This is a genomic window from Jeotgalicoccus huakuii (assembly GCF_036665975.1).
GTDB classification, from domain to species: Bacteria; Bacillota; Bacilli; order Staphylococcales; family Salinicoccaceae; genus Jeotgalicoccus; species Jeotgalicoccus marinus.
Genome location: NZ_JAVIYN010000021.1, coordinates 1 through 24,025, shown reverse-complemented (window position 1 = coordinate 24,025; position 24,025 = coordinate 1). Strand labels below are relative to the sequence as shown.

Annotated in this window: 22 protein-coding genes; 8 read left to right on the top strand and 14 right to left on the bottom strand. The window is 36.8% G+C overall.

The window, feature by feature from the left end; all coding sequences use genetic code 11:
* Positions 1–12 precede the first annotated feature (12 nt).
* Positions 13–1,275, bottom strand: a complete 1,263-nt coding sequence (locus V6E76_RS10375) for a DRTGG domain-containing protein (RefSeq protein ID WP_247352595.1) — start codon at positions 1,273–1,275, stop codon at positions 13–15.
* Between the two features lie 108 nt (positions 1,276–1,383).
* Positions 1,384–2,070, bottom strand: coding sequence for a metal-dependent hydrolase (locus tag V6E76_RS10370; protein ID WP_026866851.1), 687 nt, complete (start codon positions 2,068–2,070; stop codon positions 1,384–1,386).
* A gap of 85 nt (positions 2,071–2,155) precedes the next feature.
* On the opposite strand from V6E76_RS10370, the gene V6E76_RS10365 reads away from it, so the two are divergent.
* Positions 2,156–2,731: a hypothetical protein gene (locus V6E76_RS10365; RefSeq protein WP_247352597.1), complete on the top strand. Its 576-nt coding sequence runs from the start codon at positions 2,156–2,158 to the stop codon at positions 2,729–2,731.
* Between the two features lie 234 nt (positions 2,732–2,965).
* On the opposite strand, the gene ald is transcribed toward V6E76_RS10365, so the two are convergent.
* Positions 2,966–4,081 carry an alanine dehydrogenase gene (gene ald / locus V6E76_RS10360; protein WP_026866849.1) on the bottom strand — a complete coding sequence of 372 codons (1,116 nt, stop codon included), beginning with the start codon at positions 4,079–4,081 and terminating at the stop codon, positions 2,966–2,968.
* Between the two features lie 143 nt (positions 4,082–4,224).
* Between ald and V6E76_RS10355 the strand changes: the two genes are divergently transcribed.
* Positions 4,225–4,722: a universal stress protein gene (locus V6E76_RS10355; RefSeq protein WP_026866848.1), complete on the top strand. Its 498-nt coding sequence runs from the start codon at positions 4,225–4,227 to the stop codon at positions 4,720–4,722.
* 109 nt (positions 4,723–4,831) lie between these two features.
* Positions 4,832–5,887, top strand: a complete 1,056-nt coding sequence (locus V6E76_RS10350; protein ID WP_026866847.1) for an LLM class flavin-dependent oxidoreductase — start codon at positions 4,832–4,834, stop codon at positions 5,885–5,887.
* Positions 5,888–5,936: 49 nt separating this feature from the next.
* Here V6E76_RS10350 and V6E76_RS10345 read toward each other — a convergent pair whose 3' ends face one another.
* From V6E76_RS10345 to sppA, 5 genes are all read right to left on the bottom strand, one after another.
* Positions 5,937–7,103 carry an epoxide hydrolase family protein gene (locus tag V6E76_RS10345; RefSeq protein WP_026866846.1) on the bottom strand — a complete coding sequence of 389 codons (1,167 nt, stop codon included), beginning with the start codon at positions 7,101–7,103 and terminating at the stop codon, positions 5,937–5,939.
* A 105-nt stretch (positions 7,104–7,208) separates the two neighbouring features.
* Positions 7,209–8,396, bottom strand: coding sequence for an acetate kinase (locus tag V6E76_RS10340; protein WP_247352599.1), 1,188 nt, complete (start codon positions 8,394–8,396; stop codon positions 7,209–7,211).
* A gap of 9 nt (positions 8,397–8,405) precedes the next feature.
* Positions 8,406–9,302, bottom strand: a complete 897-nt coding sequence (locus V6E76_RS10335; protein WP_247352600.1) for a class I SAM-dependent methyltransferase — start codon at positions 9,300–9,302, stop codon at positions 8,406–8,408.
* A gap of 99 nt (positions 9,303–9,401) precedes the next feature.
* Positions 9,402–9,983 (bottom strand): RDD family protein, encoded by a 582-nt coding sequence (locus V6E76_RS10330; protein ID WP_247352602.1) that lies wholly within the window; start codon positions 9,981–9,983, stop codon positions 9,402–9,404.
* 12 nt (positions 9,984–9,995) lie between these two features.
* A complete protein-coding gene (gene sppA, locus V6E76_RS10325) occupies positions 9,996–10,994 on the bottom strand; it encodes a signal peptide peptidase SppA (protein ID WP_247352604.1) in 999 nt (332 codons plus the stop codon).
* Positions 10,995–11,188: 194 nt separating this feature from the next.
* Between sppA and V6E76_RS10320 the strand changes: the two genes are divergently transcribed.
* On the top strand, positions 11,189–11,986 hold the full coding sequence (locus tag V6E76_RS10320; RefSeq protein WP_247352606.1) for an NAD kinase: 798 nt from the start codon (positions 11,189–11,191) through the stop codon (positions 11,984–11,986).
* A 53-nt stretch (positions 11,987–12,039) separates the two neighbouring features.
* On the opposite strand, the gene thiI is transcribed toward V6E76_RS10320, so the two are convergent.
* The 3 genes from thiI to V6E76_RS10305 are packed head-to-tail and all read right to left on the bottom strand — an operon-like array spanning position 12,040 to position 16,115.
* On the bottom strand, positions 12,040–13,242 hold the full coding sequence (thiI, locus tag V6E76_RS10315) for a tRNA uracil 4-sulfurtransferase ThiI (protein WP_247352608.1): 1,203 nt from the start codon (positions 13,240–13,242) through the stop codon (positions 12,040–12,042).
* Positions 13,239–14,366 carry a cysteine desulfurase family protein gene (locus V6E76_RS10310; RefSeq protein WP_247352611.1) on the bottom strand — a complete coding sequence of 376 codons (1,128 nt, stop codon included), beginning with the start codon at positions 14,364–14,366 and terminating at the stop codon, positions 13,239–13,241. The genes thiI and V6E76_RS10310 overlap by 4 nt, the downstream gene beginning before the upstream one ends.
* A 57-nt stretch (positions 14,367–14,423) precedes the next feature.
* A complete protein-coding gene (locus V6E76_RS10305) occupies positions 14,424–16,115 on the bottom strand; it encodes a septation ring formation regulator EzrA (protein WP_247352614.1) in 1,692 nt (563 codons plus the stop codon).
* Between the two features lie 113 nt (positions 16,116–16,228).
* Here V6E76_RS10305 and V6E76_RS10300 point away from each other — a divergent pair, with 113 nt between their 5' ends.
* The 4 genes from V6E76_RS10300 to V6E76_RS10285 all read left to right on the top strand — a co-directional run bounded on the left by V6E76_RS10300 (position 16,229) and on the right by V6E76_RS10285 (position 19,127).
* On the top strand, positions 16,229–16,699 hold the full coding sequence (locus V6E76_RS10300) for a free L-methionine (R)-S-oxide reductase MsrC (RefSeq protein ID WP_247352616.1): 471 nt from the start codon (positions 16,229–16,231) through the stop codon (positions 16,697–16,699).
* Positions 16,700–16,919: 220 nt separating this feature from the next.
* Positions 16,920–17,522, top strand: a complete 603-nt coding sequence (gene rpsD, locus V6E76_RS10295; RefSeq protein ID WP_026866837.1) for a 30S ribosomal protein S4 — start codon at positions 16,920–16,922, stop codon at positions 17,520–17,522.
* Positions 17,523–17,664: 142 nt separating this feature from the next.
* Positions 17,665–18,369, top strand: a complete 705-nt coding sequence (locus tag V6E76_RS10290) for an ATP-binding cassette domain-containing protein (protein ID WP_247352618.1) — start codon at positions 17,665–17,667, stop codon at positions 18,367–18,369.
* Positions 18,366–19,127, top strand: a complete 762-nt coding sequence (locus V6E76_RS10285) for an ABC transporter permease (protein ID WP_247352620.1) — start codon at positions 18,366–18,368, stop codon at positions 19,125–19,127. Before V6E76_RS10290 ends, V6E76_RS10285 begins: the two co-directional genes overlap by 4 nt.
* A 14-nt stretch (positions 19,128–19,141) precedes the next feature.
* Here V6E76_RS10285 and V6E76_RS10280 read toward each other — a convergent pair whose 3' ends face one another.
* The 3 genes from V6E76_RS10280 to V6E76_RS10270 form a co-directional block, all read right to left on the bottom strand.
* Entirely contained in the window at positions 19,142–21,958 is a 2,817-nt protein-coding gene (locus V6E76_RS10280; protein ID WP_247352622.1) for an AAA family ATPase, read from the bottom strand.
* Positions 21,959–22,085: 127 nt separating this feature from the next.
* Positions 22,086–22,286, bottom strand: a complete 201-nt coding sequence (locus V6E76_RS10275) for a cold-shock protein (protein WP_035856279.1) — start codon at positions 22,284–22,286, stop codon at positions 22,086–22,088.
* Positions 22,287–22,441: 155 nt separating this feature from the next.
* Complete coding sequence (locus V6E76_RS10270; RefSeq protein ID WP_247352624.1) at positions 22,442–23,746, bottom strand: citrate:proton symporter; 1,305 nt, start codon at positions 23,744–23,746, stop codon at positions 22,442–22,444.
* Positions 23,747–24,025 lie beyond the last annotated feature (279 nt).

Below are 24,025 nucleotides of genomic sequence, written 5' to 3'. Positions count from 1 at the left end.
CCGGAAGCCTTTTTATTTTTCATTGAAATGTTGGATAAGGAAAGTTGCTTTTGAATATGCTTCACCTTGAATATTCAAGACAATCTCAAGACGTATAAATTGCTCACCCTTGTCTATGATTTGTCCGAGTAACTCAATTTCTTGATAGAGTTGGACGACCTTAAAGTTCATTATATTATAAGTATCGATGTGATAGCTGTGTATATTGTTTTCTTGTAACACGACGAGTATCAAACGTTCTGCTAGACGCATAAAGTTCGCCTGTGAAAGTGATCCATATTCATCTGTCATAAATGGCATGACACGAATCTTAATCTTATGGCTATCGATTTGAATTTCACGATCGATAAGCTGGTCGGTCGACATGCCAGATTTTAAATTTCTAGACGATATATTTTTAAATACTTCTCTACGGTGAACAATTCCTCTATAATCCCCTGACTCTACAACGGGTATTGTATTTAACTGATGCCAGGACATAATTTGTCTGAGTGATAGGACAGTTGTATCTTCTTCAGCACTATAATCCGGTAGTAAATAAGAAGTGTAATTTTGAGCGGTCATTTCTGGTAAATCCTTTGCTCGGATTGCACCGACAAATCGATTGCCATCAAGTAGAATCATATTCTTATCTTCAGGGTGAATTTCAGTACCGAGGTCTTTGATATCTACCGTATACTGAGGTTGTTTTACCATTAATCGTCCGGCTGTAACAATATTTTGTGATAATGATAAACTATACACTTCGCGGTGAATAATTGATGCACATGTAAAAGTGTCGTGTGTGGTGGATATCACAGGTAATTGTTTTTCTTCAGCAAGATCTAATATTTCCTTTCCTGTACCAAAGCCACCAGTAATAAGTAAACCCACTCCGTTTTCTAAGGCACTTCTCTGAGATTTTTCACGGTTCCCGACAATTAATAAACCGTTGGGTTCTAAATATTTTACAATGTCCTCAGTCTGCATGGCACCGATTAAAATTCTTGATATTTCTTTATCCAGATAGTTATCACCGCTTAATACGGTCCCTTGGATGACACGGTTCACTTCTCTAAACATAATCTTACCGTGATTCTTTAGCTCTCTTTGGACAATTCTAAAAGTCCCGACGCGCTCAACGGTCTTCACTAGTCCGTCCTCTTCAGCTTGCTTGATTGCACGGTAACTCGTGCCTAAGGAGACACCCATGTAGGCAGATATCTGTCTGACTGATAGACTGCTACCTTCCCTTAGACCTCTGATATACTTTAAAATTTCATCGTGTTTAGACATAAGTTCACCTTTTCCATTAATTCAGCTTAAATTTATCATAGCATGTAAATAGAAAGTCCGAAAACAAAAAACCGAAAGCTTGAGCTTCCGGTTAAAATAAATTATGGTTTATGAGTATTGAACTGCTTCACCTGGTTTTAGGATTTGACAGTTTGTGTTGACCTTATCTTTAAATACTTCAGGGTCCGCCTTAATTGGTGGGAAAGTATCATAATGCGTCGGTACAACAATAGTGGGTTTAATGAAGTTGTTAATTGCATAAACCGCATCATCAATACCCATAGTAAAATGGCCACCGATTGGAATGAAGCACACATCAATTGGCCCATTCAATTTAGAAATCAATTCCATGTCACCAAAGATACCTGTGTCCCCAGTCACGTATACTGTTTTTCCATTAATCTTCAGAATGAGTCCCATGGATTCGCCAGTATAATTGATGACACCGTCGTCATCTGTAAAACTTGATGTGTGGAAGGCATGAACAAATTTAATCGAACCAAATTCAAACTCACCTTCACCACCAACGTTCATACCGATAGCGTTTAGGCCCTGTCCTTCAAGGTAGTCAGCGAGCTCTACAGGTGCGATGATAGTAGAGTCATTATTTTTTGCAATTTCAATCGTATCACCCACATGGTCATTATGACCGTGTGTTAAAATAATATAATCTGCTTTGACATCTTCAACCCTTAAATCAGTTAATTCATTACCATTTATAAATGGATCAATAATTACATTTGAATCGTTATTAGAAAATGATAGTACTGCATGTCCATGAAATTTTACAGTCATTATTTTCACTCCTATAGAAAATGTTTAATAATTATCCATTCCCTAAAAAATTAAGTTCTAATCATAAATGTAAAGGAGAATTATGTTGAAACAAATTACACTTAGCCATAACCTTTCACTAGCTTACGACCATGTTTTATTTAGTCAGTCAGATTTTAATGCACCCAACAGTGTTTTAATCTCTATGCAAAAAGCATTAACACCACAAGCTGAAATCTACATGTCTATAAACAACAATTACGAGACAGATGCTTTTATGTTAGAAAATACATTGATTGAAACAATCAGAGCACATGAGGTCGATGGCTTTATTGTCGATCAGATCTTTACCCGTGATTATCACGATGTGAACGAAGCTTTGTTAAGTACCCTATCAAATGAAATTCGTAACCGTCACTTTATTATTGGACCCGCATTTACAAAGGTCCCTTACTTTTTACATAGCCGCTTAGCCGAGGTCTTTATCGACAACGATGTTTCCGGCATTATATATGATTTAAGAGAAATAGATTTGAGTGATTTTAAAGCCTTACAGCCTCTAGCTAAGCTGAAGATGCACGTAAAAAAACGAATTTCAATTATTCCTTTAATTAAAGCCGAACAACTAGAAGCTTTAAAGAAAAGTATTCCCTTTGATGTCTGTGTGATTGATGAGATGTAAGTAATAAGTGATGTTGGGGCTTTGTTAAGGGGACTTTTCATTTTGCGTCAGCTTCGTTTTCAGTTCGAAGCGGTGCTCACGCAATTCATCAGCTTCGTTTTTGGTTCGAAGCGGCGCAATCACTTACTCAACCATCCACCCACCAAGCCCACTCAAAACCCACCACCATTCACTCGATAAACTCAAAAAAGCGGTGGACTCCCATCGACACCACCGCGTTCTTATTTATAGTACTTATCCTAATAACTCTAAGATATCTTTATATTCTTTACCTTGTGCTTCAGCAACTGCTTTATAAGTAATGTGACCTTGGAAAGTATTGAAACCTCCAGCGATAACCGGGTTTTTAGCTACAGCTTCTTTGTAACCGTTGTTCGCAATTAAAAGTCCATACTGTAAAGTCGCATTAGTTAAAGCATTCGTTGAAGTTCTTGGTACCGCACCTGGCATGTTTGCCACGGCATAGTGTATTACATCATGTTTTACGTATGTTGGATCATCGTGTGTTGTAATACGATCTGTAGTTTCGAAAATACCACCTTGGTCAATTGCAATATCAACAATGACTGATCCTGGTGACATATTTTTAATCATTTCTTCAGTAACAAGTTTTGGTGCTTTGGCACCTGGAATAAGTACTGCCCCAATGACTAAATCACTTTTTTCTACTGCTTGTTTGATATTTAATGGTGTAGACATCAATGTCTGTACGTTTGAACCAAATAAATCGTCGAGTTCACGTAAGCGTTTCGGATTTAAATCAAGCACTGTCACATCAGCGCCTAAACCAATCGCCATTTTTGCAGCGTTTGTACCCGCTGCTCCCCCACCAACGATTGTAACTCTCGCTTTTTCTACACCAGGTACACCACTTAAGAGAATACCTTTACCGCCATTGATTGCTCTTAATTGCTCTGCACCAATTTGAGTTGCCATACGACCTGCAACTTCACTCATCGGCGCGAGTAATGGTAATGAACCATCTGGCAATTGAATAGTTTCATAAGCAATCGCCGTTACTTTCTTATCGACTAATACTTGTGTTAACGCTTCTTCAGGCGCTAAGTGTAAGTATGTGAAAAGGATAGACTCTTCTTTGATTCTATCGAATTCCTCTGCTAATGGTTCTTTAACCTTGACCACCATATCGACATCCCAAGCCTCTTCAGGTGTATCAACGATTTCAGCACCCATTTCTACATATGCTGAATCGTGGAAGAATGAACCTTCTCCCGCATTTGTTTCAACGCGAACAGTGTGACCAGCCTGTACAAAAGCGTAAACGCCTCCAGGTGTTAGTCCCACCCTATTCTCGTTGTTTTTTACTTCTTTCGGTAATCCAATAATCATTACAATTTCCCCCTTTTTCTTAAGCAAATTTATTGTATCATATAAGTTAATATTTGCACCCAAAATAATCTTTAAAAAATAAAGTTTTGGTACCGCATACATGTGGTATAGATTAATAAGAATAGGAAATGGAGTTGGTAACTATGTTACAGTACAAAAACATCTTAGTTGCAGTGGACGGTTCACACGAAGCAGAATGGGCATTCCAAAAAGCGGTCGAAGTTGCTAAACGTAACAACGCAAAGCTTTCTATTATTAATGTTATTGATACACGATCTTTCGCATCTGTTGAAGCATACGATCGCTCGATTTCAACTCGTGCACAAGAGTTTGCGCAAAAGTTACTCGACGGTTATGAAAAAGTTGCTTTAGAAGGTGGCGTTGAATCTGTAGATAAAATCATCGACTATGGTTCACCAAAATCTGTTATCCCTAAAAAAGCAGTCGAAAAAATCGGAGCAGATTTAATTGCCTGTGGTTCTACAGGTCTAAACGCTGTTGAACGTTTCATAATCGGTTCAGTTTCTGAGGCTATTGTACGTAATGCCAAATGTGACGTATTAGTCGTTCGTACAGAAACACTTCCTTCAGACTTTGAACCAAAAGTAGCTACAGAAGAGTTTATAGAACAACACCGCTAATCAAATTATTTGAAGCAATGCACTCAGTTCTGAGTTGCATTGCTTTTTTATTTACAGAATATCGAGTAAAATTAATTCAAATTCAAAATAATATTTTCAGGAGGTTCTTATGGAACTTGGAATCAACACATTTGGTGATGCAGGCTTAGACCCTGTCACTGGGAAAACAACAACTCATCCAGAAAGGTTACGACAATTAGTAGAAGAAATTGCGACAGCAGACAGAGTCGGTTTAGATATTTTTTCTATTGGTGAACACCACAGAAATGACTATGCTGTCAGCTCACCTGATGTTGTATTAGCAGCTGGGGCAGCGGTGAGTAAAAACATCCGTCTATCTAGTGGTGTCACTGTCTTATCTTCAGATGATCCAGTACGCGTGTACGAGCGATTTGCTACTTTAGACTGCATCTCTAATGGCCGTGCTGAGATAATGGCAGGACGCGGGTCTTTTATAGAATCTTTTCCTTTGTTTGGTTACGATTTAAATGATTACAATACGCTTTTCGATGAAAAGCTCGACCTACTTTTACAACTGCAAAAAGGCGGTAAGATAAACTGGAAAGGTACACATCGTCCACCATTAAAGGATGCTGAAATATTCCCTAAAACTGTACAAGATGAAATCCCGATATGGATTGCTAGCGGTGGTACACCACAATCTGCACAGCGTGCGGCCATGCTTGGTCTGCCACTTGTCTTAGCCATTATCGGTGGTAGTCCTTATCAATTTAAACGAACAGCGGATTTTTATCGTCAAGTGGGTAAAGATGCAGGCCATGATGAAAGCAAATTAAAAGTTGCTACTAATTCTCATGGCTTTGTTTGGGATACTGATGGTGAAGCCAGAGACCTTTTCTTCCCTGCAATATCCGGGTCAATGACTAAGCTTGGTCGTGAGCGTGGTTGGGGGACATATACAAGAGAGGCCTTCGATGCGATGGCGGATCCAACCGGTGCGCTATATGTTGGTAGTCCAGAAACCGTCGCCCGTAAGATTGTTGATTTATATGAACACATGGGTGTTGAACGCTTTACATTACAAACGCCAGTCGGTGTCATGTCACATGACAAAGTCCTAAGAACCATCGAACTCTTTGGTGAAAAAGTCGCACCTCTTGTACATGAAGGTGTAGAGAGAATCAAGACAGAACGCCAGAAATAAATTTATATAAAAATCCTGCTGAAAGGACATTACCTTTCTAGCAGGATTTTTATTTGTAAACTTCTAATATGGATGACAGTCCATTTCTTAAATCTTTAACAAAGTACTCAGAAACCTCAAGTGATGGGAAATGTCCACCCTCTGGCGCCTCATTCCAGGCTACAATATTGCGATATCTTTTTTCAGCCCATACCCTAGGATATTTTTCAATATCCTTTGGATATAAGGTAAGTGCTGTTGGAACATCCACTGTTAGTTCAGGATCAATAGCATCATGACTTTCATAATATATCCGAGCTGAAGAAGCTGCAGTCCTTGTTAAATAATACAAGGTCACATTATCTAAAATATGATCTTTAGATATTCTTTCATAAGGGCTATTGGTCGTATCTGTCCACTCAAAAAACTTATCTAGTATCCAGGCCAGTTGTCCAGTTGGTGAATCGACTAAGGCATAACCAATAGTTTGAGGTTGACTGCTTTGTACCTTGGCATAAGCCGCTTTATTTCCCCAAAAATTAAAACTATTCTCTGCCCATATCTTATCTTTTTCACTAAGTACATCTAATGACATTCCTGGTGGAGCTTGATTGAAAGTCGAATGTATTCCTATGATATTTTTTGGATATAATCCAGCAAGTTGTGTCGTAATCACGCCACCCCAATCTCCCCCGTGCGCTAAAAATTTGTTATATCCAAGACGCTGCATCAATTGCACCCATATACTCGCAATTTTTTCTGTACCTATACCTTCAACAGATGGACGTTCAGAAAAGCCGAAACCCGGTAATGATGGTACGACAACGTGAAAAGCTGGATCTTCTTTACATTCTGGCTCACACAGCGCTTTAATTATATCCAGGAATTCTACCACACTCCCTGGCCATCCATGAGATATTATTAGTGGGACTGCATTTTTTCTTGTTGATGCCATGTGTATAAAATGAATATCAACGCCATCAATTACTGTTTTGTAATTCTGAAATTGATTGATTTTCTTCTCAAATTTTCTCCAATCGTATTCATTTTTCCAGTAGTCCACGAGTTCAATCATTTCTTTTAATGGCACCCCTTGACGCCAACGGGCTTTTCCTTTAGCATCATTTGGAACGGTCTCCGCTTCAGGGAAACGTGCATGATTTAATCGATAGTGTAAATCTTCAAGTGCTCCTTCTGATATAGAAATCTCAAACTCACGAACAGACTGCTTTGACATATTCTAACCCCCCATTCCTAATTCAATTCCAGTGTATATTTTCACCTTCCTTAACACAAACAAAACCACTATCACAAAATATGAAAGTGGTTCTATAGCATAAATTTATTTAAGTCTCATGACTTCTCTTGCAATCATGACTTCTTCTGCCGTTGGAATAACAAGGACTTTTACAGGTGAATAGGAGTGACTGATTGTCGCTTCGACACCTCTTGTTTCGTCATTGGTTTTTTTGTCTAGGTAAACCCCCATAAACTCAAGGCTATCTAAGACCTTTTCTCTTATTAAACTCGAGTTTTCACCGACACCTGCAGTAAAGATAATGGCATCTACCCCACCCATACGTGCAGCGTATGATCCCATATATTTGTGGATACTCGAACTAAATACTTCTAAGGCAAGTTCCGCTCGATCATTACCTTTTTTAGCTTCTTCGGTTATATCTCTTAAGTCACTTGAGAAACCACTGACACCAAGTAGACCGGATTCTCTATTTAGAACATTCAATACTTCTACTGCGCTCTTATCAGTTTTTTCCATAATATAAGGAATTAGAGATGGATCAATGTTACCTGAACGTGTACCCATAGTCACACCGGCAAGTGGTGTGAAACCCATTGACGTATCGATGGATTTACCTGCCTTTACCGCAGCAATGCTCGCACCATTCCCTAGATGACAACTGATTAACCTTAATTCTTCGATAGGACGTTTTAAAATTTCCCCAGCTCTTTCCGTCACGTACTGATGACTCGTGCCGTGGAAGCCAAACTTTCTGATTCGATAGTCCTTATAGTACTTATAAGGCAAACTATATAAATATGAACTCTCAGGCATCGTTTGGTGAAAGGATGTATCGAATACAGCAACATGTGGCACATCAGGTAGAATTTCCCTCATCGCCTTAATCCCCATTAAGTTCGCGGGATTATGAAGCGGTGCAAACTCTGACAATTCTTCAATATCTCTTACTACACTATCGTCAATCATAGCTGCTTCTGAGAACTTTTCACCACCGTGTACCACACGATGGCCAGTACCCTCGAGTTCGTCGATTGATGAGATAATATTTTTAGAAACTAAAATATCCAACATGACATTAACCGCTTCAGTATGGTTTTTAAAATTTTGTTCAAAAACTTCACGTCCACCCTTATAAGACAACGTGAAAACACCATGATCTAAACCGATTCGTTCAACAAGCCCTCTTGCGATTTCTTGTTCCTCAGGCATTTCAAACAGTTCAAATTTAAAAGAAGAACTGCCGGCATTGATTGCAATAATTTTAGTCATAAGCTTCAACTACTTTCTGCTGTATTGTTCATGCCATTCATTTAACTGTCTAACAAACTCCTGCATCTTACTCGCATCTTTAAAGTCGGGCACATCACCAATTAACACTTCATTGTTTACAAGTGGTGAGAATCCTTTTTTAAGTACGATTAGTGACTTACGTTGCTTCTCTGTCTTAAATATAGTTGATGGTAAGTTTAAGAACATGAGTAAAGTTGCATCTTCTGAAATATACTGTTTAATCGTTTCATTGTTTTCTTCTAGTATATTTGAAGGGACAACAAAAATTCCAATATCATCAGTTTCAATAAGATTCATACCCGCTTCTAACATTAAAAGATGCGCGTAACTTTGACCTGCTTCAAAAGCAGTTTTATATTTTTCTGCTGGTAGTGGATAATAACCGACTGGTAAATCCCCTACTGCAATATTACTCATCGGAATACGACTCGGCTCAATCACATTTTGTGGATGAATGTACATCGGTGTTTCTAAAAACTCACATAGATTTGCATTGATTTCTGCTAAGGCAGGGTCGACTTCAATCCCTGATAAGTGTAAATCAGTTACCATTTCCTTAATCGTCATTGCAAGATGCCCTGTACCACTGCCGATGTCGACTAAATTTTTCTTATTATCATCTGTGAACAAGTCTACAATATGCGCAATTAAGTACCCAATCGCATCAGGTGTTAATTGGTGGTTACTCTGTACTGGCTCTTCTTTTACTTGGTAAAGATATGCAAACTGGAAGGCTTTTCTTTTATCGGAAAAAGTGCCCTTACTTTCAACTTGCAATAAGGCCTCTGCTAGTGCTTCTAATCTAGGACTTTCTTTTTCTTTTACGATCTCTTCAACTCTATTGATTAAATTCTCATACATTTCTTCCATTGCTGTTTTAGCCATTTTAATCCCTCTTTACACAAAATATGGACTATCCATATATCGGATAGTCCTAGTGTCTTGATTATATTACATGACTGACTTCGCTTCAATCAGTTCACTTTAAAAGTTTCGTTCAGCAGTGTGATCAATCGATGAAGTTTCACTTAAATTCGATTTAGCATCTGCTGACATTTCATCTTTAATTCGACGTGAATATTTACTGTACTTATCATTTACAACGTAAGTATCAGCTATAAAATCGTGTAAACCAATCTTTGCATTGGTAAACAGAACTGCAAGATAAGGCAGGTATAATAGGAAATTAGAAATAATTCTTCCCACTGTTTCTCTGTAAAATGTTTGTCCAAATGTTAACTTTTCACCTGTAGATGAACTGACGCTTATACCTAGAATCATCTTACCAACTGTTTGTTTAAAGAAAAACGTCATCAATGTGAAGTAGATAAAATATAACAGCGTCGTACCCATGTTCTCTAGAGATAATGCTTCTATGCCAAAGAAAACATTTCTCAAATCAAATATTGATAGAAGCGGTACAATGGTTAACTGAGCAACGCCCCAAAGTACAACGATATCAATGATGTATGATATGAATCTTGGGAAGAAACCCGCATGAGTCATGTTATCTAAGGCAGTCATGTAATCTGTATCATTGTGTTCGATACTTATTTGTTCAGTCATACGATTCCCTCCTTATTCATATAAGTACATCGGTTGTACACCTTGTCGGTTGTCGATCAGCTCTTGGACCATTCTAACCTCGCCACCACCGAATAAGTCACTTATGGCACTCTTAATTTGAACACCAAATGGGAATGAAGAATTATAGCCCCCATCAAATTCTACCACTTGTGGATTACCGCCAAGTTCTTCTTTTAAGGCAGCTAACGCATCATCGAAATGACCATTTTGGTCAACAAGTCCATTTTCAATTGCTTCTTCACCAAGGTAAATACGACCATCAGCGATTGCACGTACTTCCTCTTCTGTCATACCTCTACCTTCAGCTACGACGTCAACGAAGTCTTGGAACATAGTATCTACAATGCTTTGAATATACTCTTGTTCTTCTTCGGTCGCTTCTCTAGACGGTGACATCATGTCTTTCATTTCCCCACTCTTATAAGTGTCAAATGAAATACCATGTTCTTCAGCTAACTGACCGTAGTTGATACTCTGCATAATCACACCAATTGAACCCGTAATCGTTTGATTGGTTGCAAAGATCTGATCTGCTGGCGCAGAAACATAATAACCACCAGAAGCGGCCATGTTACCCATCGAACTGTAAATTGTTTTACCACTTTCTTTAACCGCCATTAAGTACTTATGTATTTCAGCACTTTCATAGACGCCACCACCAGGTGAGTTTACATTAAGAAGTACCCCACTATATGTGTCATCTTCAGCAATATCTTTCAATGCCTGAATCGTCAACTCATGGTTATAACGTTCCGCTCCAAACATGCCACCAGTTACTCCAGTATCCTGTATGGTTCCTTCAAAGTTCAATACTGCAATTTTATTTCCTGCATCCCCTTCTTCAAGTATCGAAGATTTGCTTGCTTCAGTTGATGCAATGTCATTAAACATATCTTCCCAGTCACTCGCCCATAAAGAAGACATAAAGGACACACCGAGTCCTAAAATGACAATCGCAATTGCTGAAACCAATGCAATAATTCTTTTCATGAAAACACCCTTTCTATATTTAAGTCATAGATATCATAACATTACCCCTAATAGCGTCACAATGAAACCTAATATCTTTTAAGGTACATTTAAGGTATTTAAATTTATAGATTGATGACTAATAGAACTTTTAATTTTTCTATGGTAGTCTAGATTTAATAATAATTAGACAAAGAGTGAAATGGAGTAATCCTATGACAAAAAAGAGCATCTATTTATTTGAACCGACCTATAAAAATTCAAAGAAAATACTAACTGACTTACAACAACTATTTGAAGATATTGGTTATAAAATTGCCGCTTCATCTGACACAGCTGACATTATTGCATCAATTGGTGCAGACGGTGCCTTTTTACAAGCAATTCGTAAGAGCGATTTTAGAGATGATTGCTTATATATCGGCATTGGAGTCGAAGACCGAGACCATATGTACGTCGATTTTAACTATCATAACTTAGCTGAAATTCGTGAAGTCTTTGAAACAATGAATTTTGAAACACGTCAATACCCTATCATTGAAGTGAAAGTGAATGACAATCAGCCGAACTATTGTTTAAATGAATTTACAGTTCGCTCAAACCTTGTAAGAACCATCATGTTGGATATTTATATTGATGACTTCTTGTTTGAACATTTCAACGGAGATGGCCTAGTTATCTCCACACCAACAGGATCGACAGGCTACAACAAATCCCTTGGCGGTGCAGTTATTGACCCACTAGTTAAAGCGATGCAGGTGACCGAACTGGGTAGTGTCAACAACAATAATCACAGAACACTTGGAACAAGCTTCCTTTTATCAAAAGAACGACCGATTACTTTGGTCATAGACAATTCAATCGAGTATTATCCAATAATGAGTATGGATAATGAAGCACTGTCAGTACAAAACACTGAAAAAATTAGTGTAAAATTGAGTGACCACTCTATCAACACAATTAAGCTTACGAACAATACATTTTGGCATAAGACACAGAGAAACTTTTTATAGAAATAAGAAAACCAGGTCAATTTGACCTGGTTTTCTTATTATCATCTTACCTCTTACAGTAAATCACTAAAGTCGTCTTCACTGTTATCCTTGTGGTTCGGTGTATAGATTTCAATATTTTCTATAGCTTTTTCGATCATTGAATCAAAGTCAACTCCAGTCTCAAATTTCTTAACTGATTCGAGATTTGGTTTTGTTTTTGGTGCCTTCGGTTTAAAAATCGTACAGCAATCTTCAAATGGTAAAATAGACGTTTCATATGTCCCCATTTTTCTCGCCATCTTCACGATGTCATTTTTCTCTAAAGTGAGTAAGGGTCTTAAGACTGGCATAGTTGTCACTTCATTTATGGCATACATACTTGTTAGGGTTTGTGATGCAACTTGTCCTAAGTTTTCACCGTTAACAATCGCTTCTCCCCCCACATTTTTCGCTAGTTTTTCTGCGATCCTTAACATAATACGACGAGTTGATGTCATGGATAGGTTATCCGGGACCTTATCGTAAATCGTTGTTTGTAGTTCTGTAAATGGTACGATATGCAACTTGATGTCAAAGCCTGTACGGTCACTCATAATGTCCACAAGTTTCTTCACCTTATCTGTCGCTTGAGGACTCGTATACGGTGGAGAATGGAAGTGAATCGCCTCAATTTCTACACCACGCTTCATAATATCAATGCCGGCAACGGGTGAATCGATTCCACCGGAGAGCATGAGTAAAGCTTTACCTCCTGTACCAAGTGGTAAACCACCGAGACCTTTGATAGACTCATAATACATATAAATCGCATCTTGTCTGACTTCTACCATGATCTTATAATCAGGATTCTTCACATCAACAGTCATATGCTCTGTATTCGACATGACATGACCACCGAGTAATTGTTGTACACCAAAAGTATCGAGATGATAAGTTTTGTCGGCACGTTTGACTTCGATTTTAAAAGTCTCTCCACTTTTAATATTCTCAGCAAATTTCATGACTGTTTCTTTCATCGCTTCATCTGATTTTTCAATCTTAACTACAGGTGACATGCTAAGAATTCCACTGATATTCATTAGCTTATCAATGACTTGATGAGGGTCTTCATCGTTAATTTCAATATAGGCACGGTCTCTATTTGCCTTTACGTCAACATCTAAACCTTTTAAGGCTTTTCTCATTCTATCTCTTAGTGCATAGACAAACATCATTCTATTTTTTGTCTTAAGGGTTAGCTCACCATAGCGAATTAATATATGATCAAATTTCATTTTAGTACATCTCCTAATTCTTCATAGACTGATTTTAGCGCTGTAATCAACGCGTCTACATCGTCTTGTGTCGTATAGTGTCCCATGGAGATTCTTATACTTCCTTCTATGACATCATGTGGATTCCTTAAGGCAAGTAAAGTTTCATTAAGTTCTGCTAGCCTTGAGGCACATGCACTTGTTGTTGATACTAATATGCCCCTTTTAGACAGGGCATTAACGACTACTTCTCCTTTAGCACCAACAAAGGACATATTCACGATATATGGTGCATCTTTCGGTTGGACTTTTATAGATTTTAAATCTTTTACGGCATCTCTAATCTGATCATTAAAATCATTGAGTCGCTTGTGTACACTTCTTGCATTATTTAGTGTTAAACGTAGCGCTTTAGCCATCGCGGTTATACCCGGTAAATTTACCGTACCGCTTCTTACATTATATTCGTGTCCCCCACCGTAAAATACGGGGTGAAGATTATCCAAGGTCTTAACAAAAAGTCCACTTGTCCCTTTAACACCATTGAACTTATGAGCAGAGAAACTAATTGTATCTACGCCTTTATAATCAATATCTGCCTTACCAATTCCTTGAGTCGCATCGACATGAAAATGTGCTTTTGGATAGTCTTTTAAGATGTTCACCATTTGTTCTATCGGCTGAACACTACCAATTATATTGTTCAGAGACATCGTTGTCACAAAAATAACGTCGGAATCTAACTTCTCTTTAAAGTCTTCTAAATCTATCTTACCAACAGACGTCGTCTTTATATATTTTACATTAAACCCTTCATCTTTCATCTCAGCCAAGACATTAACAATACTTGGGTGCTCTAATTCACTCGTTAAAATCGTTTTCCCAAATTGCTTTTTGTGTCTTAAAGTACTAAGTATGGCAATATTATTCGATTCTGTTGCTGAACCAGTAAATACTAAATCATAATCAGGTAAATACATTAAATCCAGAATTTGCTTACGTGCCGCTTCTAATAGTTTAGCTGCATTCTTACCTGCCTGATGAATACTTGCAGTATTATAAAAATACTTTTCACTTGTTGTGTTAAAAGTTTCTAAAGCTTCTTTGAATGGTTTTGTTGTTGCTGCATTGTCAAAATATATCATGTGTCACCTCTCACATTAAAATGACTTAGGATAATGACATATCCTAAGTCATGATGTTTACTTATCAAATTGTTTTTCAATTTTAGCGGCGCTACCAGGCTCTTTACTTTCAATTGCATCTTTTGCAACATCAAAAGCACGTTTGTAACGATTTTCTTTAAATAATCTTTCCGCTTCATCAAGTTGTTGGCTTAAGGCCTGATCTTGGCTACGGAATCTATTTCCGTATTGTACCATTAATTCTGTCAGTTGAGAATCCCTCATAACCGCATTCGCCTCAACTTCAAACTTGTTTGTCATCTTCACTGTGTCATTGACTTTCTCTTTGACATACTCGACGTTTAAAGGTCGACGTTGGAATACTTTTTCAATGTCATTAATGTTCATTTCAATTTCATGCTTCATGACAACAAATTGTTCAGGTAAATTGACTAAGTTTGAAGACATCAAATCACGATATACTTTTTCTTTACGATCATTCACATACTGAAGGTTTTCTTCTGCTTCAGCTTCGTCTTCACGTAAGTTAACTAAATGTTCTTGAATGGCATTTTGCTCTTCAAAAATCGTGTGAGCATTATTCTTAAGATAGTCAATGTTCTCAATAACCGCACTATAACGTGTCGTATTCTTCTCAGTTTCACTAATCATCTCGCTGAAGATACCAGTGAGGTTTTCAATTTCATTTTCATAGTTATAGACTTTTTGAACATCCGACTCATCAATATGATATTGCTCTTTGATATACTCAATTTCAGTTCGTAGCGTATAGTTTAAAGACTTAGATTTAAGCAGTTCATCTTTGATTACATCTTGCTCTTGATCAAATTTGTTTTTTGCATTCACTTCGTGCTCAACAAGTGCATACATATCGTCTAATTCATCATGAATACCTTCAAGAATCGTATCTGCTTCTTCAAGTTCAAGCTTAGCAACGAGTGGTTCAACCCGATTTAAGTTACTCTTCATTGTAGATAGACGATTTTCAACTTTGATATGGTCTAGGTCATAGCCTTGACCTCTTAAATCACGACAACCATATCTAAGTTCTTGAAACTGTTGTGGCAGTTCCTTTTTAACTTCCTTAATTAACAGTGGAATCTCATCCATGTTTTCTTTTAAGTTCGAGAGTTCTGTATGGGTGTTAAAGATAAACTCATTCGCACGAATATAGTTCCCATCATTGACCATTTTTTCGTACTTAGCTGTCTCATTCTCATAAGATTTAATCACTTCTTCAAGTGGTTGTTTGGCTTCACCGAACTTGTGCCCATTGGCAAGCACATCACGCTTTGCTTCACGATATAGACGTTCACTATCAATGTACTGTTCTTTACCCTTATCTACAGACTCCATGAAACTTGCGATATCACTAGTCAGTTCATCATACTTGGCCTGAATCAGCTTAATATCTTCACCAGCTGCTTCATTATTCTCAGTACTCTTATTAAACTTAAACTTCTCTATGTTTAACTTAGACTGCTCGAGAGACTCGCTTGCATGTGTACTGTGAGTATTAACAGTATCATTCCACTCATTCTGCCAGCCATCATATAATTCCTTGGCTTCCCCGTGCAGATTGTAGCTTTTTAATTTGTCTATATCCAATTTAAATGGAAGATTTTTTGTTTCCTCTAATTTGCTATACTGCTCATTTACCATCTGTGTTTTAACAGACCTCAGATATAAAAGCACAGCTGCTGTAACGATTACTATTATAATAATCGCAATTAATATATACACCCACATACACTTTACCTCCTATACATAAACTTAATTATATCCCAAATCATTGCGTTCTAAAACAGATAAATGTATAATTCTTTAAAATCACATTATATAAATACAGTGCGGAGGTTGTCATGTTTACTGAAGTTGAAATAAAAGACTATGAGACACTTAACAAAATGCTAGAAGGTTTAGTTTCAGATGAAACTGATCGTATTGCTAACTTTTCGAATGCTTCAGCACTACTTAACGTATTCCTAAAAGATATCAACTGGGTTGGCTTCTATTTATATGAAGAAAAATCTAATGAATTAATCTTAGGACCGTTCCAAGGCTTGCCAGCATGTGTACGTATAGAGAATGGTAAAGGTGTTTGTGGAACTGCTTTTAGAGGAAATGATATTTTCATCGTCGATGATGTCAATGAATTCCCTGGTCATATTGCATGTGATGCCAACAGTAAATCTGAAATTGTTGTTCCATTATATAAAGACGGTGTCGGCATTGGTGTCTTAGATATTGACGCACCTATCTTAGAACGTTTTACAGAAGAAGATCGACTCGGCTTAAAAGCTTTTGTAGATACGCTGATTAAATATATTTAATATTGACTTTAGACCTTAAGTCATGTATTATTATTTATTGTGTAAATGAACAGATAAGTAGCGGATGATCACTATTAGATAGTATGCATTCCCCGCGGCAGGTATGTGCTGTGTAACCAATGCTATGAGGCGAAGGCACTTTAGAATGTATACCCTATTAGGAGATTATTCCCTTATGATGTTTTTTGCATAAATTAAAAAACATAAGGAGGAGCTAAATATGGCTCGTTTTACAGGTTCAATCTGGAAAAAATCACGCCGTCTTGGAATTTCTTTGACAGGCACTGGTAAAGAATTAGAACGTCGTCCTTACGCACCAGGACAACATGGTCCGACTCAAAGAGTTAAACTTTCTGAGTACGGTATGCAATTACAAGAGAAACAAAAACTTCGTTACCTTTACGGAATCAACGAACGTCAATTCCGTACGTTATTTAACCGTGCTGGTAAAATGCAAGGTGTACACGGTGAGAACTTCATGATCTTACTTGCGACTCGTTTAGACGCAATCGTTCGTGCAGCAGGTCTTGCTCGTACACAACGTCAAGCACGTCAGTTAGTTAATCACGGTCACATCACTGTTGATGGACAACGCGTTGACATCCCTTCATTCATCGTTAAGCCAGGTCAAGTTATCGGTGTTCGTGAAAAATCACGTAAACTAGATATCATTGCTGAAGCTGTTGAATTAAGCAACTTCACTCCTGACTACCTTACTTTCAATGAAGATAGCCTAGAAGTTACTTTCGATAGACTTCCAGAGCGCAGCGAACTTAACGCTGAAATCAACGAACAACTTATCGTTGAGTACTACTCAAGATAAGCACTTTCGAAACTCTAGAAAGCCTGAGAACACTGGTATTATCACCATTCTCAGGCTTTTTTCTTTTTCAATATTATTTTTTAATTATTTATGAAAGATAACTGATATGATATATAGGTAAATAACGAATTTGAGGTGGAACATGTCTTTAATTGAATTTAAAAATGTTAGTCACAAAGATATTCTGCATAATATTACCGGATCTTTTAAAGAAAATAAGATTACTACCCTTGTAGGTCCAAGTGGTGCTGGTAAAACAACATGCTTAAAGCATATCAACAGCCTCTTGTCCCCCAGTCAAGGAAATATATATTTTAAAGGACAAGATATTGAAAAGATAAATAAAAAAGAACTAAGAAAGGAAATTGGCATGGCTTTTCAAAGCTCCCCAATGATCGAAGGAACAGTTTATGATAATTTAAATCTTCCTAAATCTATTTTTAATGAGAAGCTCGACACGGCCATTGCTAAAGACCTATTAGCATGCATGGATCTTAGTCATATCGATTTAAATCAAAAAGTGAAAGTACTTTCTGGTGGTGAGAGAAGCAGGCTTTCTATCGCTAGAACTTTAGTTAATGAACCTAAAGTTTTACTACTTGACGAGATAACCAGTAGCGTGGAATATCGTATGGTGAGAGAGATTGAACGCTTAATTTGTCAACTTCAAAAAAATGTGGGACTCACTGCCATTTGGATTACCCATGATTTAGAACAAGCTTGGCGTGTAAGTGATGATATGTGGTTTCTCAAAGACGGTCATTTACTTGAATTTGGTGAAGCTAGCCTTATCAACCAATCAGATAACACTTATATTCAATCCTTTGTAAGGGGAGAGTATGAATGACTTTTACACAACTACTATTATCGTTAGTATTTGTACTTATCCCTCTAGTACTTACTTTATATTTAAAACTTGGTTTAGAAAATGACATCATCATTGCGACTATACGTTCAACTATCCAACTTTTAATAATTGGTTATATACTAACCTTTGTTTTTGATGCAGAAAACCCAATTTTCATCATATTGATGATTATTGTCATGATTCTAGCCGCAACACAAAATGTTATTAAAAAAGGCAGTGGCATTCCTGGTATTGCATGGACGATTCTTCTTGCAATGATTACGGTAGAATTACTTTCAATGAGTCTTATGCTTAGCTTGGGTATTATAGATTTCACTGCTCAAGAAGTCATCCCAATATCAGGGATGGTTATTGGAAACAGTATGGTGCTCTCTCTACTATTTGTCAGCGAATTCAAAGAAGAAGTTAAAAGAAGTGATGAAAATATAGAACTAATATTATCCTTTGGTGGCGACAAAAAAAGTGCCATATCAAGTAGTTTAAAATCTGCAATCAGAACAAGCATGATTCCGACCATAGAATCGCAAAAAACCATGGGTCTAGTACAACTCCCTGGAATGATGAGTGGCCTCATTATAGGTGGTGCAGACCCCTTGGAAGCAGTCTTATACCAACTTTTAATACTCTTTTTAATACTGATGACAGCAACGATTGCCTCAATTATCGTCGGATATCTATCTTATCCTAGGTTATTTAACAATAAGCTACAATTTATCGGTATAAAGGAAGAAAGCTAATCCAAATAATTAGATTAGCTTTCTTCTTTGACAATTGATAAAATTGTTGAATCTATAATAAAGTCAAAATTATCTGGTTCTACATTTTCATTAACAATATAATTTTTGTGCATCATTAAAAGTTTTTGTGTAAAGTTACGCGCATACCGTCCGCTAGTTTTCTCTTGCTCTTCTAAACTCTCATATTTATTGATGACTGCCATTCTTAAGAAATCTTCATTGAATCGCCACTGAGCTTTTAAATTATTAACGACAATTTCTGCAACTTCCTCAGCACTAAATTGTGGGAACTCTAAAGTATACGGTACTCTTGATCTTAAACCTTCATTTGATGACATAAACCGTTCCATATCAGCGGTGTAACCTGCAAAGATAACAATAAATTTCTCTCGATTATTTTCCATAGCCGTGATGAGTGTTTCTATTGCTTGTTTACCAAAGTCATTATCACTATTTTCAATGGACAATTGATAGGCTTCATCAATAAACAGTACTCCTCCCATTGCCCTATCAATTGCGTTACTTGTGTTTTTCTCCGTATGACCAATATATGATCCAACGAGGTCACTACGATCGACTTCAATTACTTTATCGTCAGGCAAAATATCTAGAGCTTTAAAGAACTTCGCAATCAATCTTGCAATTGTCGTTTTCCCTGTTCCAGGGGGACCAGTAAAGCTCATGTGATAGGAAGACTTACCGACATCTATTCCTCTTTCTTCAAACATTTTATTTGCTTGGGCTTCTTTAATCAATTGATTAATAAATGTTTTCACATTATCTAACCCGGTCATGCTATTGAGCTCATCATGTAAGGCTTTTAAACTATTGTCCTCTTCATTTTCATTCCCTAACAGATTTGTCCAATCTTCATCTGTAATTTTTAAGAAGTCATCTGACTCAATGGTTCCTGATTCAGCCACCCTATTCGATTGTTCTAGTATCAGTTTTTCATTAAAATTCCGAACAAATCTCGCATTACTACCATCAGTTGAGCGACTGTAAGCTTTCTTTAATTCTTTTGCATATTTTTGGTGATCAAATTCATAATGTTCGTTTTCTAACTCTTTAACTCCAATTTCCCCCAGTTCTTCAGAGCTATAATCTTCAAAGTTAAAATAATGAGGAATTCTAGATTTCAAACCTGGGTTCATATTAAAGAAGTCATACATCTCTTTAGTATAGCCTGCAAAAATAATCATAATGTCATCTCGATTATCTTCCATATATTTAAGTATAGTATCGAGTGCTTCCTGACCATAGTTTGTCGTTCCGCCTTCACTGTTTAAAGTATATGCCTCATCTAGGAAAAATACTCCGCCGTGAGCACTCTTTAATTTTTCTAAGGTAATTTCTGTCGTTTTACCTAGATAGCCAGATACCAAATCTTGCCTGGATACTTCGACGAATTTATTGTTCAATAAAGCCCCTTCTTCATATAACACTTGACCGACTAGTCTTGCGACTGTTGTTTTACCTGTTCCTGGGTTTCCAAGGTAGACAGAATGAAGAGACGACTGACGAACGGGTAATCCTTTCTCCTCTTTTGCCTTGTTAATTTTAGCCAAGTTTATAAATTTCTTAACAGCATCTTTTACTTCACCAAGACCGATTAAATTATTAAGCTGTTCTAATGCTTTCCCCTTCTCGACAGTCGGTTGCTCGTTACTTTGCTGATTTTCAACTTTGTTATTGTCGACATCTGTCATTAATTCTTGAATCTTCGTCTTTTTATCCTCAGTGTTTACTTTGTAACTACCAGACACATCGACTGCGATTGGATAATAATCACTCTGAATATTATCGATGGTCAACTCTGAGTCAACGACTCTCATAATCGGGTTATAGGGAGATGACAAATTCTTAATTTCAACCGTTGAGTTTTCATGAATCTGCAAGGAATATACAGGGGGTACAATCATCACTGCTAAATTCTCCACCTTAAAATGACTCTTAGCATAGAGTTCAAAAAACCCATATACAGTCATCCAACTCTTTTCAGTGAGTTGTGAATTTTTAAGAAATACGCCTCGAACCTTATTGCCATCGAAAGTTGCTTTACTATCATTTAGCTCAATACCAAAACCCTTAGCCCTAACATCTGTGACATCTGACTTTGTTAAAGTAAGGTTGGCATTAAATCCCCTAATCGGATTATCATTGATGTCTCCGATTACCGTACATAAATTTAAATCAACTTGACTGTCAGTGATATATATATTTCTTGGATCAACTGAATCATAGAAATTCAAAGTAGATTTATTTGCTATAAATCTCGAACTTTCCTTAACATATACGCCGCCAGTAATTTTACAATCATCAATTAAGAGTGATGAGCTATTAACCACAATCCCATTTAGTTCTGACTTATAAATATCACCATTACAATCCTCACGGAGTTCTAAAGCGTAACTTCTTTCAACAATGTTATCCACTACAGAACGCTTCATTTTTAGCTCGCCACCACGATTAATAAAGACTGGACTCGCCATTCTTTTACTTCCAATTATCTTGACATTTTCTAAGGTAAGCTTCCCACCATCAACATAGATTCTCTCACCAGATCGTTCATCAGTAAGACCAAAATCAATCGTTAAATTTTTTAAATGTAATTCCCCTTGCACAGTAAAACCTGCACTGATCACGACACTTTCATTTTCACGGCCTTCTATTGCTGTATAACAATCTTTCGGTATGTTCATACCGTCGATTAAAGTATGATATGGTTCAACCTGTGACATGATTATTCTGTCATTGTTTTTTATTGTTTTAAATACATCTTGAAAAGGAACTTCTCTTCTGCCATTACCGACTAATATATCTTTTCCCATCCCTAGTACCTCCATTAAAACAAAATAGGTATCATTTATTATACTAAAGTTCAGAATAATCTAAAGTAATGACTCAAACATAAAAAAGAGACACCTTTCGGTGTCTCTCAAAATGTACTATTTATAATTAAGCTCCAGTAACGTTGACAGCTTGTGGTCCACGTTGACCTTCTTCGATTTCAAAAGTAACTTTTTGACCTTCTTCTAAAGTTTTGTAACCATCAGCTTGGATAGCAGAGAAGTGTACGAATACGTCGTCTCCAGCTTCTTGTTCGATGAAACCAAAACCTTTTTCAGCGTTAAACCATTTTACAGTTCCTTCATTCATTGAAAAAACCTCCTTGTGCTTGTGCACGTGTTATTTTTGCAGTTTTGAACATTTAAAAGAGTTTTTTCAACTATGAAATAGAAACTATTTAAACTTTTCTTAAAAACTACATTCTTAATATACCATACACTAACAATTATGCCAAGTGTTTATTACTAAATAATATTGAGTATGAAGGCCACAACCATTGCAAGTATACTGAATGCCCATACCCACCAAAAAGCATAGCGAATATATCGACCCATTTCAATACCTGCAAGACCTACTGCTAGCCATAGGGCTGGAGAGAATGGACTGATGAATGTTCCTATTATATTACCTATCATCATTGAATAGACTGCGACAATATTATCTACACCCTCTGCAACGACTATCTCCTCGACTACTGGTAAGAGTGCAAAGTAGTATGCATCGGTATTCAGGACTAGTTCCAACGGTGCACCGAAGAAACCTATAATATAATGTAAATATGGTATGAGTGCTCCTGGTAGAATAACGATAATATCTTCAGCGAGTGAATTCAACATACCTGAGTTTTCTAATATACCTAAAAAAGATCCAGCAGCTAGGATAATCGCTGCCATTAATAAAGCACTCGGTGCATGTTCCTTAATACGGTCCATCTGAGTATCAATATCAGTATAGTTCACTACCAGTGCGATACTTACAGCAATCATAAAAATAAAACCCGCAGGTAGCAGTCCTGACATCAGAAATCCAACGACTAAAAGCGTTAACAGTATATTGAACCATAAAAGCTTAGGTCTTTCTAAGGCTTTTTTCTCAGCTGATTTTTCTACATTAAATTCATCCGTATTGATACCCTGAATCAACAGTCCAGTTTTCTCAAGTCGTTTCTTCTCTAAGTTTCCGATAAATGCTGCCATTAAAACTAAGAGAACAATCAATGAAATTTGTAAGGGTATTAAAGGTTGCCACAACTCTGAAGGATCAGAACCTGTTACTGCCGCAGTACGACCTAAAGGCCCTGCCCAAGGCACCATATTCATAATACTGGCACTGATACCAATTAACATGACCAGCAAATACGGACTCATATTAAGTCGCTTATATAGCGGAAGTAAAGCTGGTATAGTAATTAGAAATGTCGAGGCACCAGACCCATCCAAGTGAGCAATGGCACCTATAATAGCAGTTGCCATTGCAATTAATACGACATTTCCTCTAGAAAGTTTAACCATCCGTTGGATTAACGGATTAAACATCCCCGTGTCTTGCATAATTCCAAAGAACAATATCGCAAAAATAAACATTATAACAACTGAAATAACTGAAGCAATACCGTCGTTAAAAAACGTTGTAATTTCTTCTAAACTAAACCCTGCAACAAGTGCCCCTATAAACGGTACTGTCACCAAGGCAACAATAGGATTTAGCTTTTGAGTAATTAATAAAACAACTATCGATAGTATTACTATTAACCCAACTATCGTAAGCATAAAGATCCCCCTTTTTTATCTATGTAAGGCCAATATAAAAAACGCTTACAAAATCATATAAATCGCTTACAAAAATAATAAATAATCTATATCTAAATCTGCTTTCTCCACCTTAAAATATTTATTATTGAAATTAAAGACTTGAATTTTTCAGAATCTTTGGTAGAAAATTTGAAATAGTTATTGTAAGCACTATGAAAACTTGCCATGTGAGCTTTAGAAATACTTATGATTAATACTAAAAATATTAAGTATAAATTAAAATTTTGTATAAAAAAT

What these genes read in the sequence shown, in the direction of transcription:
- V6E76_RS10375 (WP_247352595.1), bottom strand. Translation starts at nt 1,275, where the DNA reads ATGTCTAAACACGATGAAATTTTAAAGTATATCAGAGGTCTAAGGGAA.
- V6E76_RS10370 (WP_026866851.1), bottom strand. Translation starts at nt 2,070, where the DNA reads ATGACTGTAAAATTTCATGGACATGCAGTACTATCATTTTCTAATAAC.
- ald (WP_026866849.1), bottom strand. Translation starts at nt 4,081, where the DNA reads ATGATTATTGGATTACCGAAAGAAGTAAAAAACAACGAGAATAGGGTG.
- V6E76_RS10355 (WP_026866848.1), top strand. Translation starts at nt 4,225, where the DNA reads ATGTTACAGTACAAAAACATCTTAGTTGCAGTGGACGGTTCACACGAA.
- V6E76_RS10350 (WP_026866847.1), top strand. Translation starts at nt 4,832, where the DNA reads ATGGAACTTGGAATCAACACATTTGGTGATGCAGGCTTAGACCCTGTC.
- V6E76_RS10345 (WP_026866846.1), bottom strand. Translation starts at nt 7,103, where the DNA reads ATGTCAAAGCAGTCTGTTCGTGAGTTTGAGATTTCTATATCAGAAGGA.
- V6E76_RS10340 (WP_247352599.1), bottom strand. Translation starts at nt 8,396, where the DNA reads ATGACTAAAATTATTGCAATCAATGCCGGCAGTTCTTCTTTTAAATTT.
- V6E76_RS10335 (WP_247352600.1), bottom strand. Translation starts at nt 9,302, where the DNA reads ATGGCTAAAACAGCAATGGAAGAAATGTATGAGAATTTAATCAATAGA.
- V6E76_RS10330 (WP_247352602.1), bottom strand. Translation starts at nt 9,983, where the DNA reads ATGACTGAACAAATAAGTATCGAACACAATGATACAGATTACATGACT.
- sppA (WP_247352604.1), bottom strand. Translation starts at nt 10,994, where the DNA reads ATGAAAAGAATTATTGCATTGGTTTCAGCAATTGCGATTGTCATTTTA.
- V6E76_RS10320 (WP_247352606.1), top strand. Translation starts at nt 11,189, where the DNA reads ATGACAAAAAAGAGCATCTATTTATTTGAACCGACCTATAAAAATTCA.
- thiI (WP_247352608.1), bottom strand. Translation starts at nt 13,242, where the DNA reads ATGAAATTTGATCATATATTAATTCGCTATGGTGAGCTAACCCTTAAG.
- V6E76_RS10310 (WP_247352611.1), bottom strand. Translation starts at nt 14,366, where the DNA reads ATGATATATTTTGACAATGCAGCAACAACAAAACCATTCAAAGAAGCT.
- V6E76_RS10305 (WP_247352614.1), bottom strand. Translation starts at nt 16,115, where the DNA reads ATGTGGGTGTATATATTAATTGCGATTATTATAATAGTAATCGTTACA.
- V6E76_RS10300 (WP_247352616.1), top strand. Translation starts at nt 16,229, where the DNA reads ATGTTTACTGAAGTTGAAATAAAAGACTATGAGACACTTAACAAAATG.
- rpsD (WP_026866837.1), top strand. Translation starts at nt 16,920, where the DNA reads ATGGCTCGTTTTACAGGTTCAATCTGGAAAAAATCACGCCGTCTTGGA.
- V6E76_RS10290 (WP_247352618.1), top strand. Translation starts at nt 17,665, where the DNA reads ATGTCTTTAATTGAATTTAAAAATGTTAGTCACAAAGATATTCTGCAT.
- V6E76_RS10285 (WP_247352620.1), top strand. Translation starts at nt 18,366, where the DNA reads ATGACTTTTACACAACTACTATTATCGTTAGTATTTGTACTTATCCCT.
- V6E76_RS10280 (WP_247352622.1), bottom strand. Translation starts at nt 21,958, where the DNA reads ATGGGAAAAGATATATTAGTCGGTAATGGCAGAAGAGAAGTTCCTTTT.
- V6E76_RS10275 (WP_035856279.1), bottom strand. Translation starts at nt 22,286, where the DNA reads ATGAATGAAGGAACTGTAAAATGGTTTAACGCTGAAAAAGGTTTTGGT.
- V6E76_RS10270 (WP_247352624.1), bottom strand. Translation starts at nt 23,746, where the DNA reads ATGCTTACGATAGTTGGGTTAATAGTAATACTATCGATAGTTGTTTTA.